Below are 15,433 nucleotides of genomic sequence, written 5' to 3'. Positions count from 1 at the left end.
CCGCTGCGCCCGAAGCATCGGACCGGCCCAGCGGGAGCAAGCTCCCTCGCCACAACAGCGGAGCGATTCACCGCGACAACGAATCGGGGTCAATGCCCGCGAATGTAATGCTCCAACTGCCGGATCAAGTCCGCCTGCTCGACAATCGCCTCTTTCACCAGGTCGCCGATGGACAACAGGCCGATCAACTGCCCGTTATCCAGCACCGGCAGGTGCCGCAAATGGCTGTCGGTCATGACTTCCATGCAGCGGTCGATGCTCTGCTGGCTGTCGGCGGTGATCACCGGGGCGCTCATGATAGTCCGAACGGTCGTGCCCACCGATGAGCGTCCCTTGAGCACCATCTTGCGTGCATAGTCCCGCTCGCTGAACACCCCTACCACCTGGCCGTCCTCGATCACGGGTAATGCGCCGACATTTTTCTCGGCCATGATTTGCAGGGCTTCGAGCACCGTCTGCTCGGGGGCGATGCTGTGGACCTGCTGGTTCTGCACGCTCTTGAGCCGGACCAGTTGGGCGGCGGTTTTCATTGTTCATCCCCATTTCAATAAGAAGTGACCCGCTGTTCGTGGCGAGGGAGCTTGCTCCCGCTCGGTTGCGCAGCGACCGCAAGATTTTGGGACCGCTGCGCGGTCCAGCGGGAGCAAGCTCCCTCGCCACAAGAGCACTGCACTGCTAGAGCACCATAAGAGCACTGCTAGAGCACTGCAGGAGCACCACAACAGCAGGCATAGCACGGATCAGTCTTCGCCAATCTCCACCACATCACCGTTGAGCCGCACCGGCCACACCCGCAGGCTTTGTTCCGGGTATTCCAGGCAATGGCCGTCTTCCAGACGGAAATGCTGCTTGTACATCGGCGAGGCAATCACCAGGTCACCCTTGATGCTGCCCAACAGTCCGCGGCCGATGACGTTCGCGCCGGACTTTGGGTCGCGGTTGTCGATGGCGTACAGCGGCTTGTCCTCATGCTCCGGCAGATAGAGCAACGCCACTTGGCTGCCGTCGTGCCAGGCGACCACGCCGGAGTTGGGCACGAGATCCTCGCGGCTGCACAGGGCGCGCCATTGCAGGGATTCTTGAGCGATACGAACGACATTTGACTGGCTCATCAGAGCACCTCCTCGGTAACGGGAATCAGGTGGAGTTCATGGGCATGCACTGGCCGACGCTGGCCGCGCTCGCGGACGAAATGAACATCCGGATCGCCGCGCTTGTCGTTGACGAAGGTGCGGAAACGCTTGAGCTTCTCCGGGTCCTTCAGGGCATTGGCCCATTCGCATTCGTAGCGGTCGACCACCAGTTGCATCTGCGCTTCGAGCTCGGCGCCCAGGCCCAGGCTGTCGTGGATGATGACGTTCTTGAGGTAGTCCAGGCCGCCCTCCAGGCTTTCGCGCCAGACCGAGGTGCGTTGCAGTTTGTCGGCGGTGCGGATGTAGAACATCAGGAAGCGGTCGATGTAGCGGATCAGCGTGGCGTCGTCCAGGTCCGTGGCGAACAGTTCGGCATGGCGTGGACGCATGCCGCCGTTGCCGGCCACGTAGAGGTTCCAGCCCTTCTCCGTGGCGATCACGCCGACGTCCTTGCTCTGGGCCTCGGCACACTCGCGGGTGCAACCGGACACCGCGAACTTGAGCTTGTGCGGCGAGCGCAGGCCTTTGTAGCGGTCTTCGAGGGTCAGCGCCATTTGCACGCTGTCTTGCACGCCATAGCGGCACCAGGTGCTGCCCACGCAGGATTTCACCGTGCGCGTGGATTTGCCGTAGGCGTGACCGGTTTCGAAGCCGGCTTCGATCAGCTCGGACCAGATGTCCGGCAACTGGTGCAACTGGGCGCCGAACAGGTCGATGCGCTGGCCGCCGGTGATCTTGGTGTAGAGGTCGTATTTCTTGGCGACCACACCGATGGCGATCAGTTTGTCAGCGGTGATCTCCCCACCGGCGATGCGCGGTACCACTGAGTAGGTGCCGTTTTTCTGCATGTTCGCCATGAAGGTGTCGTTGGTGTCCTGCAACGGCACCAGGGACGGGTCCATGATCGGCTGGTTCCAGCACGACGCCAGGATCGAGCCCACCGCCGGTTTGCACAGGTCGCAGCCGGTGTGGCCACGGCCGTGCTTGGCCAACAATTCTTCGAAACTGATGATGCCTTCCACCCGCACCAGCGCATACAGCTCCTGGCGGGTGTAGGCGAAATGCTCGCACAGGCTCTTGTCGACGCTGACGCCACGGGCAATCAATTCATGCTCGAACACCTGCTTGACCAGCGCCGCGCAGCCACCGCAACCGGTGCCGGCCTTGGTGTCGCATTTGAGCTGGCCAAGATCCGTGCAACCGCCGTCGATGGCCGAGCAGATCGAGCCCTTGGTGACGTTGTGGCACGAGCAAATGGTCGCGGTTTCGGGCAGCGCCGCCGGGCCCAGGGTCGGAGCGCCCTCGGACGATGGCAGGATCAGGCTGGCGGCATCCTTGGGCAAGACGATGCCGTTCTGCATGTATTGCAGCAAGGTGTCGTAGTAGCTGTTGTCACCCACCAGCACTGCGCCGATCACGCGCTTGCCGGCGGCGTCCACCACCAGGCGCCGGTAGCTGGCGCTGGTTTCATCGATGAATTGGAAGCTGCGCGAGCCCGGCGTGTTGCCATGGGCATCGCCGATGGAGCCAACGTCCACACCGAGCAACTTGAGCTTGGTGGACATGTCGGCACCGGTGAAGGCTTCAGCGCTTGCGCCGCACAGCGTGGCCGCGACATTGCGGGCCATCTGGTAGCCGGGGGCGACCAGGCCGAAAATGCTGCCGTTCCAGGCCGCGCACTCGCCGATGGCGTAGATGTCCGGATCGCTGCTCTGGCAATGATCATCGATCACCACGCCACCGCGTGGGCCGATCTGCAGGTCGCTCTGGCGAGCCAGGGCATCCTGGGCGCGGATACCTGCGGAGAACACAATGAGATCGGTTTCCAGGAAATCGTCGTCACCGAAATTCATCCGATAACGGTACTGCTCACCGGCGCTGATGGACTGGGTGCCCTTGGACAGGTGCACGCCGACGCCCAGGCTTTCGATGCGCGCCTTGAGGGCCAAGCCACCCTGCGGATCCAACTGCACCGGCATCAGCCGTGGGGCGAATTCCACCACATGGGCTTCCAGGCCGAGGGTCTTGAGGGCGTTGGCCGCTTCCAGGCCCAGCAAACCACCCCCCACCACCACGCCACGACGGGCATTGCTGGCGGCGGCGCGGATCGCGTCCAAGTCTTCCAGGGTGCGATAGACCAGGCACGAATCGCCTTCAGCGCCCTGGATCGGCGGCACGAAGGGATAGGAACCGGTCGCGAGCACCAGCTTGTCGTAGCTGACACGCTCGCCGGCTGTCACGACTTCACGGGCCTGGCGGTCGATTTCCAGCACCGGTACACCCAGGTGCAACGTGACGCCCGGGGTCTGGTACAACGACGCTTCGCCCAAGGCCAGGGACTCGGCATCACGCCCGGAGAAATACTCGGACAGATGCACGCGGTCATAGGCACGCATCGGCTCTTCGCTGAACACATGCACGCGGTAATGATTGAGGGCACCGCGCTCGATCAATTGTTCGACGCAGTGATGGCCGACCATGCCATTGCCGATCACGATCAGCGTTTGCAGCTTGTTCAGAGAAGCAACGTTGGAATTCATAAAAAGCACCCGACAAAAGCCCATCACGATTTTGAAAGCAAAAAAAAAGACGCCTGAAACCTTGCGGTTCCAGGCGTCTTTGCCTGTTCTGTGCGGTATCGGCCCGGCGACTGCGCCCCGACCTACCGTTATCCCCCGACCTTTTGGCACTCGATCTTCGTTGACCGACGGGGCTGCCCACTCGACTATGTTCGCGGCGAGCCTGGATAGCCTCTTGCAGCGAGCGTGCCAAACCTCGTCGGCAACCCTATCCACGCTCTCCCCTCCACCGACAATCCCCTGTGGGAGCGGGCTTGCCCGCGAAGACGCCCGCCCAGTCACCGCAAGCCGAGCGGTATTCGCTTCGGTCTCGCAAGCGCCAATAACTGCCTTGCGATGGTGCGATCACCCCGCCTGCGGCTTCATAAAAGTGCAGCCTTTCAACCCCTCCAGCAAAAATCCTGAACCATCGCCAACCCGGATTTTCACAATAAGTGAGGAGCCCGTCCGGTCGCTGTAAAGCCAATCACGACGCCCGGGCCGTGGCTTGCTGTCAAACCCGAGAGAAAGGAGATTCCACGATGAAAATCAATGAAATCATGAGTCGGGAAGTACGCACGATCTCCCCCGATACCCCCCTGAGCGAAGTGGCGCAAATCATGCGTCAGGCCGACATCGGCGCCTTGATCATCAACCAGGACGACCGCATGGCCGGGATGATCACCGACCGCGACCTGGTGGTCCGGGCCATGGCCGACGGCATGGACCTGGACACGCCCGTCAGCCGGATCATGAGCGATGAGGTGCGCTACTGCTTCGACGACGAAGAGATCGACCATGTGGCCAAGAACATGGCCCAGATCGAAAAACGCCGCCTGCCGGTGGTCAATCGCGACAAGCGCCTGGTGGGCATGGTCTCGCTGGCCAATGTCGCCAGTTGCAACGCCGACAAGCTCAGCGCCAACCTGCTGCGCGGCGTTGCGCGACCTCACTGATTCAGCCAAGGAACTGCGGAGCGAGCGCCATGGAGGAACAAAGCCCACCTGTCGTGGTGATCTGTGGTTCCACCGCCGGCGTCGGCCGCGCCACGGCGCATCGGTTTGCCGTCGCCGGCTACCGGGTCGGGCTGCTGGCCCGGGGCGAACAGGCGCTGGCGGCCACGGCAGAAGAGTTGACGCAATTGGGGGCGACCTGCCTGACAATCAGCGTCGACGTGGCCGATGCCCAGGCGGTAGCCGACGCCGCCCAGCGAATGGAGCGAGAACTCGGCCCGATCGGCGTCTGGGTCAATTGCGCGATGGTCACTGTGTTCTCTCCCATTCGCCAACTGAGTGCCGAGGAGATCCACCGGGTTACGGACGTGACCTACCTGGGCACCGTGCACGGCACCCTGGCGGCGCTGGAGCTCATGGCCCCGCGTAATCGCGGCGTGATCATCCAGGTCGGTTCCGCGCTGGCCTACCGTGCCATTCCGCTGCAAGCGGCGTATTGCGCGGCCAAATTCGCGGTGCGCGGCTTCACCGATTCACTGCGCTGCGAACTGCTCCACGACCACAGCGACATCCGGGTGTGCATGGTGCAACTACCGGCGATCAACACACCGCAGTTCGATTGGGCGCGCAACAAGTTGAGCAAGCGCGTACAGCCAGTGCCGCCGATTCATGACCCGGACGTCGCCGCCCGGGCGATTTTCAGCGTGGTCAAACGCACACCCCGGGAACTGTGGCTCGGCGCCGCCTCCGTGAAGGCCATCGTCGGCACTTGCCTGTTGCCGGGGCTGTTGGACCGCCTGATGGCTCGCAGCGCCTATGCCGGACAAATGACCGACGAAGATGACAACAGCCAACGGCCGGACAATCTGTTCGAATCGCAGGAGTCCCTGCACCGCACCCGTGGGCGGTTCTCCGGTCGTTCGCGGGATACGGCGCTGGCCCTCAGTTCCACCCAAGTGTCGGCGCTGTTGCTGGCAACCGGTGGAGTGCTGGCGGTGGTGTTGTTATTGTTCTGATCCGGTGCGGCGCCACCAACGATAGCCATAGCCATTCAAGGTCAGTTGCCGATCCAAGGCGGCCGGGTATCGGCTGTCCGAAATGATTTCCTTGAAGCCGTGCAAATCCAGGCCGTCCAGCTTCACGGTCAGCGTGTCGTTGCTCAGGTTGGCCAACATCACCGAGGTGGCCTCGCCCACATGGGCCACGGCGAAAACCGCCGGGTGATCGACCGTCAGCAGCCGGGCTTCGCCGTCGCCCACCTCAGGCAGGCCGGCACGGGCCAACAGCAATGGCCGCACCCGGCCCAACAACGATTCCGGGGCATTCAGCTGGTCCTCGACATTGAGCTGGGTGTAGGCGAAGGCGCCTTGATCGATCACCGGAGCGACGAGGCGTTGGGCCGATGAGAAGCCAGCGTTGGCCTGGCTGCTCCACTGCATGGGCGTGCGCACCGAGAGCCGCTCGGGACGGGACAAATCGTCGCCCATGCCGATTTCCTCACCGTAACGCACGATGGGCGTGCCGGGCAGCGACAGCAATAGCGCCTGGGCCAGCGCCTGATGGCGCACATCGCCGTCCAGCATCGGCGCCAGGCGTCGGCGAATGCCCCGGCCATACAGGCGCATGTCCGGGTCCGGGGCGAAGACTTGCATCACTTCCTCACGTTCTTCTTCGCTCAAGCGCTCCAGGTCGAGTTCGTCATGGTTGCGTAGCCACACCGCATAGCTGGCACCGTCCGGCGGTGCGGGACGGCGGGTGATCGCGCGCTGCAAAGGTTCGGCCTGGCCGCGGGCCAGCGCCAGGAACAGATGGTTGTTGACCCAGAAATCCAGCACCAGTCCCAAGCGCTCGCCGTTCCCGAAATAATGGCTGTAGCGCTCCGGTTCGACGTCCACCTCCCCCAGCAACACGCCTTCAGGATTGATGGCAGTCATGCACTTGAACAGCCGGTCCAGTACCCAGACGCCCTTCTCTTCATCTTCGCCACCGGCCTGTTCCACCAGGTGCGAAGCGGCATCCAGGCGAAAACCGGCGATGCCGAGCTCGAGCCAGTGGACCATGATGCGCTCGATTTCCTCGACCACACGTGGGTTCGCCAGGTTGAGATCCGGCTCATGGCGATAGAACAGATGGCGGTAGTACTGCCCGGCTTGTTCGTCCCATTGCCAGATGCTGTCTTCCACCGACGGAAAGATCGGTTGGTTGCCGTCGTCCACCGGAGTGTCGGACCACACGTAATAATCCCGGTAGACGCTGTCCTTGTCGCGCCGCGCCCTCTGGAACCAGGGATGTTGGTCGCTGGTGTGTTGCGCCACCAGTTCAAGGATGACGCGCATGCCGCGCTCCCCGGCCTGGACAATCAACTGGCGCAGGTCTTCTTCGCTGCCGAAGCGTGGGTCCAGGGCCATGAAATCGCTGACGTCATAACCCGCGTCCTTGAATGGCGAGCGGTACACCGGCATCAGCCAGAGAGCACCAACGCCCAGTGCCTTCAGATAATCCAAGCGCTGGATGATGCCGTTCAGGTCGCCGCGGCCGTCGCCATTGCTGTCGGAAAACAAGGACGGATCGATCTGGTAAATCAGGGTCTTTCGGTGCCAGTTGGCTTTCATCGGTCACTCCTCATCGGCACAGGATCACGGCCTGCTCGGCAGCCAGTCGGCCACTGAATACTTGACCTTCGCCCGCCCCGTCGCTGGCGATTTCGACCTGCCAGGCGTCGGCCAGGGGGAACGTATGTTCGCTGTCGGCGAAGTTGATGCAGACCAGCCGCTCATCGCCCTCACAGTGACGACGATAGGCCAGCACTTGTGGGTGCGATGGCAGTTCTTCCCAGGCGCCCAGGCGCAACGCCAGGCTGGCGCGACGACAGGCCAGCAGGCGCCGGTACAGCGCCAGGGTGGAATCGGCTGTTCGTTCCTGCGCCTCAACGGCCAACACGTCGGCTTGTGGCGCAAAGGGCAACCACGGCGCGGCCCCGGCCCAGCCATGAGGCGCCTGGACGGTCCAGGGCAACGGCGCCCGGCTGCCATCCCGGCCGCCCGGGTCGACGCGGGTCTGGGCCGTGACCACGGTGTCTTCCAGGCCCAGCTCTTCGCCTTGATAGATAAACGGCGTGCCGCGCAGCGTCAGCAGCAGGACCGCAGCGGCTTGGGCCCGGCGCAGCGAACCGCCGTAGCGGCTGCGGTGTCGGCTATTGTCGTGATTGGACAGCACCCAGGTTGGCCAGGCCTGCAACGGGCCAAGATCGTTTTCCACCTCGCGTATGCACATGCGGAACACCACCGGGTCCCAGGGGGCGTCCAAAGGCGGGAAATTGAACGACATGTGCAGTTCGTCACTGGCACCGTAATAGGCCGCCACCTGGGCCGTGGAGCGAATGTTCACCTCGCCGATCAACACCCGCTCGCCGGGGTAGCTGTCCACCAACCGGCGCAAACCGCGCAACACTTCATGGCTGTACGGCTGGTCGTTGATCTTGACCATGGTTTCACCGGCCATGCAGCGCGGATCATCGGCAAAGCTCGGGTCCTTGCCGACGCAATGCACGACATCGACACGGAACCCGTCCACGCCTCGCTCCAGCCAGAAATGCAACACCTGGTGCATGGCCGCCACCACGTCGGGGTTGTGCCAGTTGAGGTCGGGTTGTTGCGGCAGGAAAAAATGCAGGTAGTACTGCTGGCTGGTTTCGTCCCAGGTCCAGGCACTGCCGCCATCGATCGAGGCACGCCAGTTGTTTGGCTGGTCGCGCCAGATGTACCAGTCGCGCCTGGGGTTGTCGCGGCTTGCGCGCGACTCGATGAACCAGGGATGTTGGTCCGAAGTGTGGTTGGGCACGAAATCCAGCAACACCTTCAGGCCTCGCGCGTGGGCTTGGGCGATCAATTCATCCAGGTGAGCCAGGGTGCCGAACAGCGGGTCGACATCGGTGTAGTCGCAAATGTCGTAGCCCGCGTCGCACATGGGGGAACGAAAGACCGGGGACAGCCACAACGCATCGACGCCCAGGTGTTGCAGATGATCCAGGCGTGCGGTCAAGCCGGAAAGATCGCCGATGCCGTCGCCGTTGGCATCGGCAAAGGAACGTGGATAAACCTGGTAGATCACAGCGTTCTTCCACCAGGGCGAAGGGAAGGAGTTGGGCATGTCGCCTCCTTTGATCGCAGTGTTTGGTGGGCAAGACCGCAGCCCCGCCGGACGCCCCGTTTATCGCGGAACATAGATTAAGAACCGGATAAAGCGTTCGGGGTTCGTTTTTTCTTGAGGGAGGCAGGGAAACGGGAGTTGACTCGGGTGCCGGTTTTTTTGACTGGGACATATCTGTTACCGCAGGAGTGGATATGTACTCGATGAACAAGGCCAGCTGTAAGGCCGCCTCGCGAGCAAGCTTTGCTCCCACAGACCTGATGGGGGTACGACCGGGAGCCGTTGCCGAAGAAACGGATATACACACCAACACATAACCTCAAGTCTTGCGCATACCAATACGCCGACGCATCTGCGCCGTAATACTCTGCCGGGTCTTCTTGAGCCCAGCCCAAGGCTCGTGCCCAACCTCCGCCAGACGCTCATGAACATTGTGCACATTCCAAAGATTGGCCCCCTTGAGCTCAGCCACCTCCTCTCGAAAAATCGGCACCGACACCGGCAGCCCTTCCCGAGTCCGAGCGGCATATGCGCAGATGGTGGTAGCCCCCAGTCCATTACGCAGATAATCGATAAAGATCCGCCCTACCCGGTTCTTCGGCCCGGAGACCGCCGAAAACCGGTCCGGCAATAACTTGGCCATATGACTGACAATCGCATGGCTAAAGCCCTTCACCTCATCCCAACCCAGCTTGCGCGTCAACGGCACCACCACATGGATGCCCTTGCCGCCGCTGGTCTTGAGGAACGCCTTGAGCCCCAGCTCATCGAGCACCGACAACGTGAGTTGCGTCGCCTCGACCATGCTTTTCCAGGGCAGCGCCGGGTCCGGGTCAAGGTCGAGGACGAAGCGGTCGGGCTTGTCCAGGTCGACGGACGTGGCATTCCAAGTGTGCAGTTCCACCGTACTCATCTGCACCGCGCCGATCAGCGCTTCGGCGTTGTTGATGATCATCACCGGTTGCCCGGTCAGGTCCTTGTCCAGGCTGGTGATACCGGGAATCGCCAGGCGCTCGGGGTTCTTCTGGAAAAACAGCTCGCCGGCGATGCCTTCCGGCGCCCGGACCAGGGCCACCGGGCGCTCCGCCAGTTCCGGCAGGATAAATTCCGCCACGCTGGCGTAGTACTCGGCCAATTGCCGCTTGGTGGTGCCGCTGCTGGCGTCGATGACCCGGTCCGGGTGGGTGATACGAACTTTGCCGTCCATGGCCGGCGCCTTGGCTTTTGTCTTCGACTTGCCCTTGGCCGGCGTCGCCTCAGGCGCGTCCTGGGTGCTGGTTTTCTTCTTCGCGGTGGTTTTCTTCACGGGTTTGGCAAGCTCCTGGGTAATGGCCTCGGCCGGCTTGTCGTCACGCAAGCCATGAAAAACCGCATGGCGCACCGAGCCTTCCTTGGTCATTTCGGCAAAAGCCACTTCGGCCAACAACGTCGGTTCGAGCCAGTGCACGCCCTTGGCTTCGTAGCCGGTGGGCGGATTCACCACGGCGGGCTTTTTCGTCTCCAGGGGCAACAGTTGCTGGTAGATGCTTTTAAGGGTGGTTTCGTTGAACCCGGTGCCGACCTTGCCGGCGTAGCGCAACTGGCCGCTGTCGGCATCATGCAGCCCCAGCAGCAAGGCACCAAAGGCACTTCGCGCGCCCTTGGGATCGCTGAAGCCCACCACCACGAATTCCTGGCGATTCTTGCACTTGAGCTTGATCCAGTCATTGCTGCGCCTGGACACATAGGCACTGCCGACGCGCTTGCCGATCAGCCCTTCCATCCTCATCTGGCAGGCGCTGTTGAGCAGCGCATCGGGGGTTTCCTCAAACGCATCGGAGAACCGCAGCAAGGGGCTTTCGTTGCGTTCCAGTACCGCGGCCAACGCGGCCCGGCGTTCTTGCACCGGCACTTTGCGCAAGTCCATGCCATTGAGATAAGGCATGTCGAACAGGTAATAGGCGATCTTGCCGCTGCTGCCGGCCTCGAAGGCGTTTTGCAGGGCCTGGAAGTCCGGCACGCCCTCCTCGTTGGCCACCACCATCTCGCCGTCGAGCCAGGCCGATTCCAGCCCCAGCGCGGCCAAGGCTTCGGCCTGTCTTGGCAACTTGTGGGTCCAGTCATGGCCGTTGCGGGTCAGCAGCCTGACATCGCCGTTCTCGATGCGTGCCATGACCCGGTAACCGTCGAACTTGATCTCATACAACCATTCACCGTCAGGCGCACTTTCCACCAGCGTCGCCAGTTCCGGCTTGAGGGTTTCCGGCAGCGGCCCGGCGACTGCACCGCTGAGGGTGGTTTTCGAGGTGCGTTTCGGTGATTTCGACTGGGCGGCTTTTTCCGGTTTTTTCACCGCTCTGGCCGCCGCGGCCTTGCCTCGGCGCTTGGGCACGATGGTGCGGTCGCTGAGCACGCTGTCCGGCTCGGCCTGGACCACATCGTATTCGCTCTCGGGGCGGGCGGCCGAGTCCTGATGCTTGATCAGAAACCATTGCTCCTGCTTGCCGGGCATGTGGGTACGCACCAGGTTCCACAGGCCGCTGAGTTTTTCGCCTTGCAGCTCGAACTTGAGCCGGCCTTTTTCATAGGCCTCGTGGGGGTCCCCTTGGGGAATCCAGACGCCCCGGTCCCAGACGATCACGTCACCGGCGCCGTAGTGGCCTTCGGGGATGCTGCCCTCGAACGTCGCGTAATCCAGCGGATGATCTTCGACATGCACGGCCAGGCGCTTGGCCTTTGGGTCCAGGGAAGGCCCCTTGGGCACTGCCCAGCTCTTGAGCGCGCCGTCCAGTTCCAGCCGGAAGTCATAATGCAGCCGCGTGGCATCGTGCTTTTGAATGCAGAACTGCAGGGCATGGGCGCTTTTTGCCGATTTTCGTGAGCGTTTCGCCGCCGGCTCCGGGGTGGCGGCGAAATCGCGCATGCGGTTGTAGTCATCCAGGGTCTTGCTGCTCATGGACCACCTGCCACTTGCTGCAACGCAGGATCGGCGACGGGCATCCCGGCGGTTTCCGCGAGTAACTGATCGACCACGCGGCTCAAGGCCTGTTCGACCGAATCACCCAGCAGCAGGCCTTGTTCGTAGAGCACGATCTGCCGATCGGCGCTGGAGCCTTCCTGGACGATCCGGCGGGCCTGCTTGAACACGTCCTGGACGCCCAACTCGGCAGCGGTTTCACCGAAGGTCTGCTCCGCCAGGGTGAGCCATTCACCGATCAGCATCGGTTGCTCCTGCCCCTCGACGATAAACTCCGCGAGAATCCCGTGGCGCTTGGCCCGCCAGCGGTTTTCCTTGAGGATCCACTGGGACATCTGACTGTAGTGGGCGCCGGGCCGGCGCAGCGTGACGGCATGGGCCACCATCAGGCGAAACAGCGAGACCAGGCACAGCACGTCCTCTGCCCGAGGGCAGGCATCGCAAATGCGCAGCTCCAGCGTGGGATAACGTGACGAAGGTCGTATCACCCACCAGCAATCGCTGGCCTGGCGAATGGAACCGGTGCGCATGAGCATGTCCACGTAGCCGGCAAACGCCGACTCGTCTTCGAAATACTCCGGCACGCCCATGCGCGGCCATTCATCGCAAGCGACTTGTCGATAGCTGCTGAAACCACTGTTGCCACCGTTCCAGAATGGCGACGAGGCGCTCAGGGCCAAGAACATTGGCAACCACGGCAGGATCTCATTCATCACCCGCACCCGGTCCTGGGTCGCGGGCACTTCCACGTGGACGTGCAGGCCCGAAAGCACGCTGCGCCGCGCCACCCGCTGATAGTCATCGAACAATTGCTGGAAATGCAGCTCATCGGTGGGCTGCAGCACCTGGGTGGCCATCGGATGCGAGCCCGCGCTGAGCAGGCCCAGGCCATGCTCGGCCAAGCGCTTGGTCAGGCCGCTGCGCACCTGGGCCAGGTAATCGGCCGCTTCGGGCAGGCTGCGAAAGATGGGCGAGGCCATCTCCACCTGGCATTGGAACATTTCATGGGCGAAATGCTTGCCCAGCTCGGCCTGGCAAGCCGCGATCACTTGCGCGGGGGGGTCACCCGGCATGCAACGGGTTTGCAAATCAGTGATGAAATACTCCTCTTCAACGCCGAACTTCATGCGCCTGTTCATCGATAGTCCCTCCGATAGCCCCGCCGAGACCTGCGCCAATGCGGGTTACAACCAACGCCACCACGGCGATCCTTTCCACGTCCTGATAACCCGGCGTGAGCAATTCCTCACCGAACACGTCCGGGTCCAATTCCTTGTAGGTCCAGCCGAAATCCGCTGAGTCACGCCATTGCCCCAGCGCTTCCAGGAACGGGTCGCGTCCGTCCACCATCGCCACGCCGGTGTAGAGCACCAGCGAGCCGCCTGGTGTGAGCCGGGGCAAGGCCTGCTCGACGATGCGCAGCGACAGCCCGGCGCCCAATGTTCCGCCACCGTGGCGATAGGCGCGCTCGGAGGGATCGGCCATGTACGGCGGGTTGGCGACGATCAGGTCGAAGTCGCCGACCACGTCTTGCAGCACGTCGCTGCGGCTGACCTCGACGTTGGCCACCTCCGCCAGCGCGGCGTTCACCGCGCACAGGCGCAGGGCTTGAGGGTTGATGTCCACGGCCAGCACTTGCGCTTCACGGCGGGCACGGGCAATCACGATGGCACCGACACCGGCGCCGCAACCGATGTCCACGGCGCGCTGCACGGCGGTGAAGTTCTGCTGCAGATGAGTATGGATCAGTTGGGCGAAGCGGTAGCTGTCAGGGCCGAAAAACACCGCATCATTGGCCTGGGTGGGAAATTGCGAATGGGCAAACAGCAAGCCATCCAGGCTCGACCAGCGCACCCGGCTATACAGCAAGCCATCGCGTGCTTCCAGCACCTGGGCGTCTTGCAGTTGCCGCTGTTCATCGGCGCTGATCAGCCCCGGCGCAAACGGCCGCGACCAGCCGAACACGTCCCGCAAGGTCTTGGAACGCTCATTGCCGGGCCGCTGGTTGACCCGTTCGTGGGTCAGCGGCGTCGGGGTGATGAAACGGTAGCCGTCGGCTTGCAGGCGTCGGCCCAGTTGTAACAGCGCAAGGTCCGGTTCGGACAGGCGTGCTTCCTCAGTCATGCAGGGCTCCCCTAGCGAAGTGCGGATTTGAGTTCGATGAACCGGCGAGTCGCCAACAGTCCGGCCGGATGGCTGTGGCAGCGGGCACAAAGCCAGGGCACCAGGGCCTGCATCTGCTCGTCCGGCGTGCGGCCTTGCAGCGCCTGCTCCAGGCTTTGCACATCGGGATCGTCCATCGGTGTCACAGGCTCGCACACGGCGCCCGAACCCCGCCGGGCAGCGGATTTTGCGCCCTCATCCCGCCAGTCCCCGGCAATCCAGTCGTGCAGCAGTTGTTTTTCGTAGGGGCTGAACACCCCGAACATGGCCGCGCCTGGCCCATCGATCAGCGTCCAGAAACGGCTGTTTTGCGGATCTTCATGACGCTTGATCCAGCCTTTGTTCTGCATCGCCGCCAGGAACCCTTGCAACTGGCCCGGTTCCGAAAGCCACTGGTTGACGGTCTTGCCTTCGAACTTGCAGTAGTCGGAGTGCATGTGCTGGCCGAACGGGCGTTTGCGTTCGAGCATGTCCAGCACTTCGCGATCCAGGTCGAACGCGCCGATGATGGCCCGGCTGCCCTGCCCCAGGTCATTGAGGCGATAACCCAGCGTGACTCGCTGCCAGAAGGCCTCCCGGTCGGCTTCCATCGGCATCAGTTGCAACAGCGACTGCACGGCCTTGTGGGCGTGGCCGGTGCTGGCGTTGTCGATGGTGACGTGGAGGGTGAAATAGTACGGATCGATGTCCAGCTCGCTCAGCTCATAAGCACTGATCAGCAGATGCAGGGGCAATTGCTCGTAGCCCAGGTTGTAGCCGATGACCTCCGGCAGGTACTCGTCGCCGGCATAACCCAGGGCCAGTTGCACGGCCCCTTGCAGATACAGGTCGTCGTCGATGTCCGGGGCGTCACACAGGTCGTGTTCGGCGAGCAGCTTGCGATAAAGCACCACGTGGTTCTGTGACGGATGACCGTCCCCCAGCTCTTCCAGGTAGGTGCACAGCAACCCTTCGAAACGGTGGTCGTGCCAATGCCTGACCACGCCATACAGCCAGGCGCCGTCCACCCGTTTGGTCGGCGCAACGGCTTGCAGGAAGTACAGGGCGTGGGCCTTGTTGCTGAAGAACTCCCGCGGGCCGCCGCTTTTGCGCCGTTCCAGGTAATCCGCGTATTGCCGGGCGACGCCGGCGCTGTGGTGCTCGACCCAGGCCGACAGCGCCATGGGATCGTCCGGCATCTCCTGGGGCAGAGCCGCAGCCTTCGCGATGCATTGCTGGAGGAAGGCTTGGGCGACGGCTTGCTTGTCCGCGTCGTCAGGGCCTTGGAACAGCCGCTCATAGCATTGGCGCACCTGTCCCCCATGGGTGACAGGGTGCACGGTGGCTGGCCGGGATTGGAGGGGTGTCAGCGCAGTCATAAGGGCCTCTTGGGTTCTCGGCGGACGCTGAATCAGAACGTCTCTTTTGTTGCAGAGCGCTGGGAACGGCGAAAAATTCCATTGGGTTGAACGGCAGGCGGATAAACGGGGCGATGCGTAGATGATGGGAACCCTCGTTTCGCTTCAGCCCTCGAATGCTGAG

At 62.8% G+C, this 15,433-nt stretch carries 11 protein-coding genes; 2 read left to right on the top strand and 9 right to left on the bottom strand.

What is annotated here, in order from left to right; genetic code table 11:
• Positions 1-89: 89 nt before the first annotated feature.
• The 3 genes from J3P88_RS16135 to nirB all read right to left on the bottom strand — a co-directional run bounded on the left by J3P88_RS16135 (position 90) and on the right by nirB (position 3,673).
• Positions 90-530, bottom strand: coding sequence for a CBS domain-containing protein (locus tag J3P88_RS16135; RefSeq protein WP_018610425.1), 441 nt, complete (start codon positions 528-530; stop codon positions 90-92).
• Positions 531-740: 210 nt separating this feature from the next.
• Entirely contained in the window at positions 741-1,112 is a 372-nt protein-coding gene (gene nirD / locus J3P88_RS16130) for a nitrite reductase small subunit NirD (protein WP_186706795.1), read from the bottom strand.
• Complete coding sequence (gene nirB / locus J3P88_RS16125; RefSeq protein ID WP_434570175.1) at positions 1,112-3,673, bottom strand: nitrite reductase large subunit NirB; 2,562 nt, start codon at positions 3,671-3,673, stop codon at positions 1,112-1,114. The genes nirD and nirB overlap by 1 nt, the downstream gene beginning before the upstream one ends.
• A gap of 560 nt (positions 3,674-4,233) precedes the next feature.
• Here nirB and J3P88_RS16120 point away from each other — a divergent pair.
• Positions 4,234-4,647, top strand: a complete 414-nt coding sequence (locus J3P88_RS16120; protein ID WP_053119301.1) for a CBS domain-containing protein — start codon at positions 4,234-4,236, stop codon at positions 4,645-4,647.
• 29 nt (positions 4,648-4,676) lie between these two features.
• Positions 4,677-5,660 (top strand): SDR family oxidoreductase, encoded by a 984-nt coding sequence (locus J3P88_RS16115; protein WP_434570173.1) that lies wholly within the window; start codon positions 4,677-4,679, stop codon positions 5,658-5,660.
• Here J3P88_RS16115 and J3P88_RS16110 read toward each other — a convergent pair.
• The 6 genes from J3P88_RS16110 to J3P88_RS16085 all read right to left on the bottom strand — a co-directional run bounded on the left by J3P88_RS16110 (position 5,649) and on the right by J3P88_RS16085 (position 15,270).
• A complete protein-coding gene (locus J3P88_RS16110) occupies positions 5,649-7,256 on the bottom strand; it encodes an alpha-amylase family protein (RefSeq protein WP_434570171.1) in 1,608 nt (535 codons plus the stop codon). The two genes, J3P88_RS16115 and J3P88_RS16110, sit on opposite strands and share 12 nt — an antisense overlap.
• 10 nt (positions 7,257-7,266) lie before the next feature.
• On the bottom strand, positions 7,267-8,793 hold the full coding sequence (locus J3P88_RS16105) for an alpha-amylase family glycosyl hydrolase (RefSeq protein ID WP_186706788.1): 1,527 nt from the start codon (positions 8,791-8,793) through the stop codon (positions 7,267-7,269).
• Positions 8,794-9,112: 319 nt separating this feature from the next.
• Positions 9,113-11,728 (bottom strand): DNA ligase D, encoded by a 2,616-nt coding sequence (gene ligD, locus J3P88_RS16100; RefSeq protein WP_434570168.1) that lies wholly within the window; start codon positions 11,726-11,728, stop codon positions 9,113-9,115.
• Entirely contained in the window at positions 11,725-12,888 is a 1,164-nt protein-coding gene (locus J3P88_RS16095) for a carboxylate-amine ligase (protein ID WP_207964475.1), read from the bottom strand. The genes ligD and J3P88_RS16095 overlap by 4 nt, the downstream gene beginning before the upstream one ends.
• On the bottom strand, positions 12,860-13,873 hold the full coding sequence (locus tag J3P88_RS16090; RefSeq protein WP_434570166.1) for a methyltransferase: 1,014 nt from the start codon (positions 13,871-13,873) through the stop codon (positions 12,860-12,862). Before J3P88_RS16090 ends, J3P88_RS16095 begins: the two co-directional genes overlap by 29 nt.
• A gap of 11 nt (positions 13,874-13,884) precedes the next feature.
• Positions 13,885-15,270, bottom strand: a complete 1,386-nt coding sequence (locus J3P88_RS16085) for an iron-containing redox enzyme family protein (protein WP_434570164.1) — start codon at positions 15,268-15,270, stop codon at positions 13,885-13,887.
• Positions 15,271-15,433 lie beyond the last annotated feature (163 nt).

Source organism: Pseudomonas sp. Z3-6, assembly GCF_051131985.1.
In the GTDB taxonomy this organism is placed as follows: Bacteria; Pseudomonadota; Gammaproteobacteria; order Pseudomonadales; family Pseudomonadaceae; genus Aquipseudomonas; species Aquipseudomonas zanjanensis.
Note: the sequence above shows the minus strand (reverse complement) of the source record. Positions and strands in the feature narration are given on the sequence as shown.

What these genes read in the sequence shown, in the direction of transcription:
- J3P88_RS16135 (WP_018610425.1), bottom strand. Translation starts at nt 530, where the DNA reads ATGAAAACCGCCGCCCAACTGGTCCGGCTCAAGAGCGTGCAGAACCAG.
- J3P88_RS16115 (WP_434570173.1), top strand. Translation starts at nt 4,677, where the DNA reads ATGGAGGAACAAAGCCCACCTGTCGTGGTGATCTGTGGTTCCACCGCC.
- J3P88_RS16095 (WP_207964475.1), bottom strand. Translation starts at nt 12,888, where the DNA reads ATGAACAGGCGCATGAAGTTCGGCGTTGAAGAGGAGTATTTCATCACT.
- J3P88_RS16105 (WP_186706788.1), bottom strand. Translation starts at nt 8,793, where the DNA reads ATGCCCAACTCCTTCCCTTCGCCCTGGTGGAAGAACGCTGTGATCTAC.
- J3P88_RS16090 (WP_434570166.1), bottom strand. Translation starts at nt 13,873, where the DNA reads ATGACTGAGGAAGCACGCCTGTCCGAACCGGACCTTGCGCTGTTACAA.
- J3P88_RS16120 (WP_053119301.1), top strand. Translation starts at nt 4,234, where the DNA reads ATGAAAATCAATGAAATCATGAGTCGGGAAGTACGCACGATCTCCCCC.
- ligD (WP_434570168.1), bottom strand. Translation starts at nt 11,728, where the DNA reads ATGAGCAGCAAGACCCTGGATGACTACAACCGCATGCGCGATTTCGCC.
- nirB (WP_434570175.1), bottom strand. Translation starts at nt 3,673, where the DNA reads ATGAATTCCAACGTTGCTTCTCTGAACAAGCTGCAAACGCTGATCGTG.
- J3P88_RS16110 (WP_434570171.1), bottom strand. Translation starts at nt 7,256, where the DNA reads ATGAAAGCCAACTGGCACCGAAAGACCCTGATTTACCAGATCGATCCG.
- nirD (WP_186706795.1), bottom strand. Translation starts at nt 1,112, where the DNA reads ATGAGCCAGTCAAATGTCGTTCGTATCGCTCAAGAATCCCTGCAATGG.
- J3P88_RS16085 (WP_434570164.1), bottom strand. Translation starts at nt 15,270, where the DNA reads ATGACTGCGCTGACACCCCTCCAATCCCGGCCAGCCACCGTGCACCCT.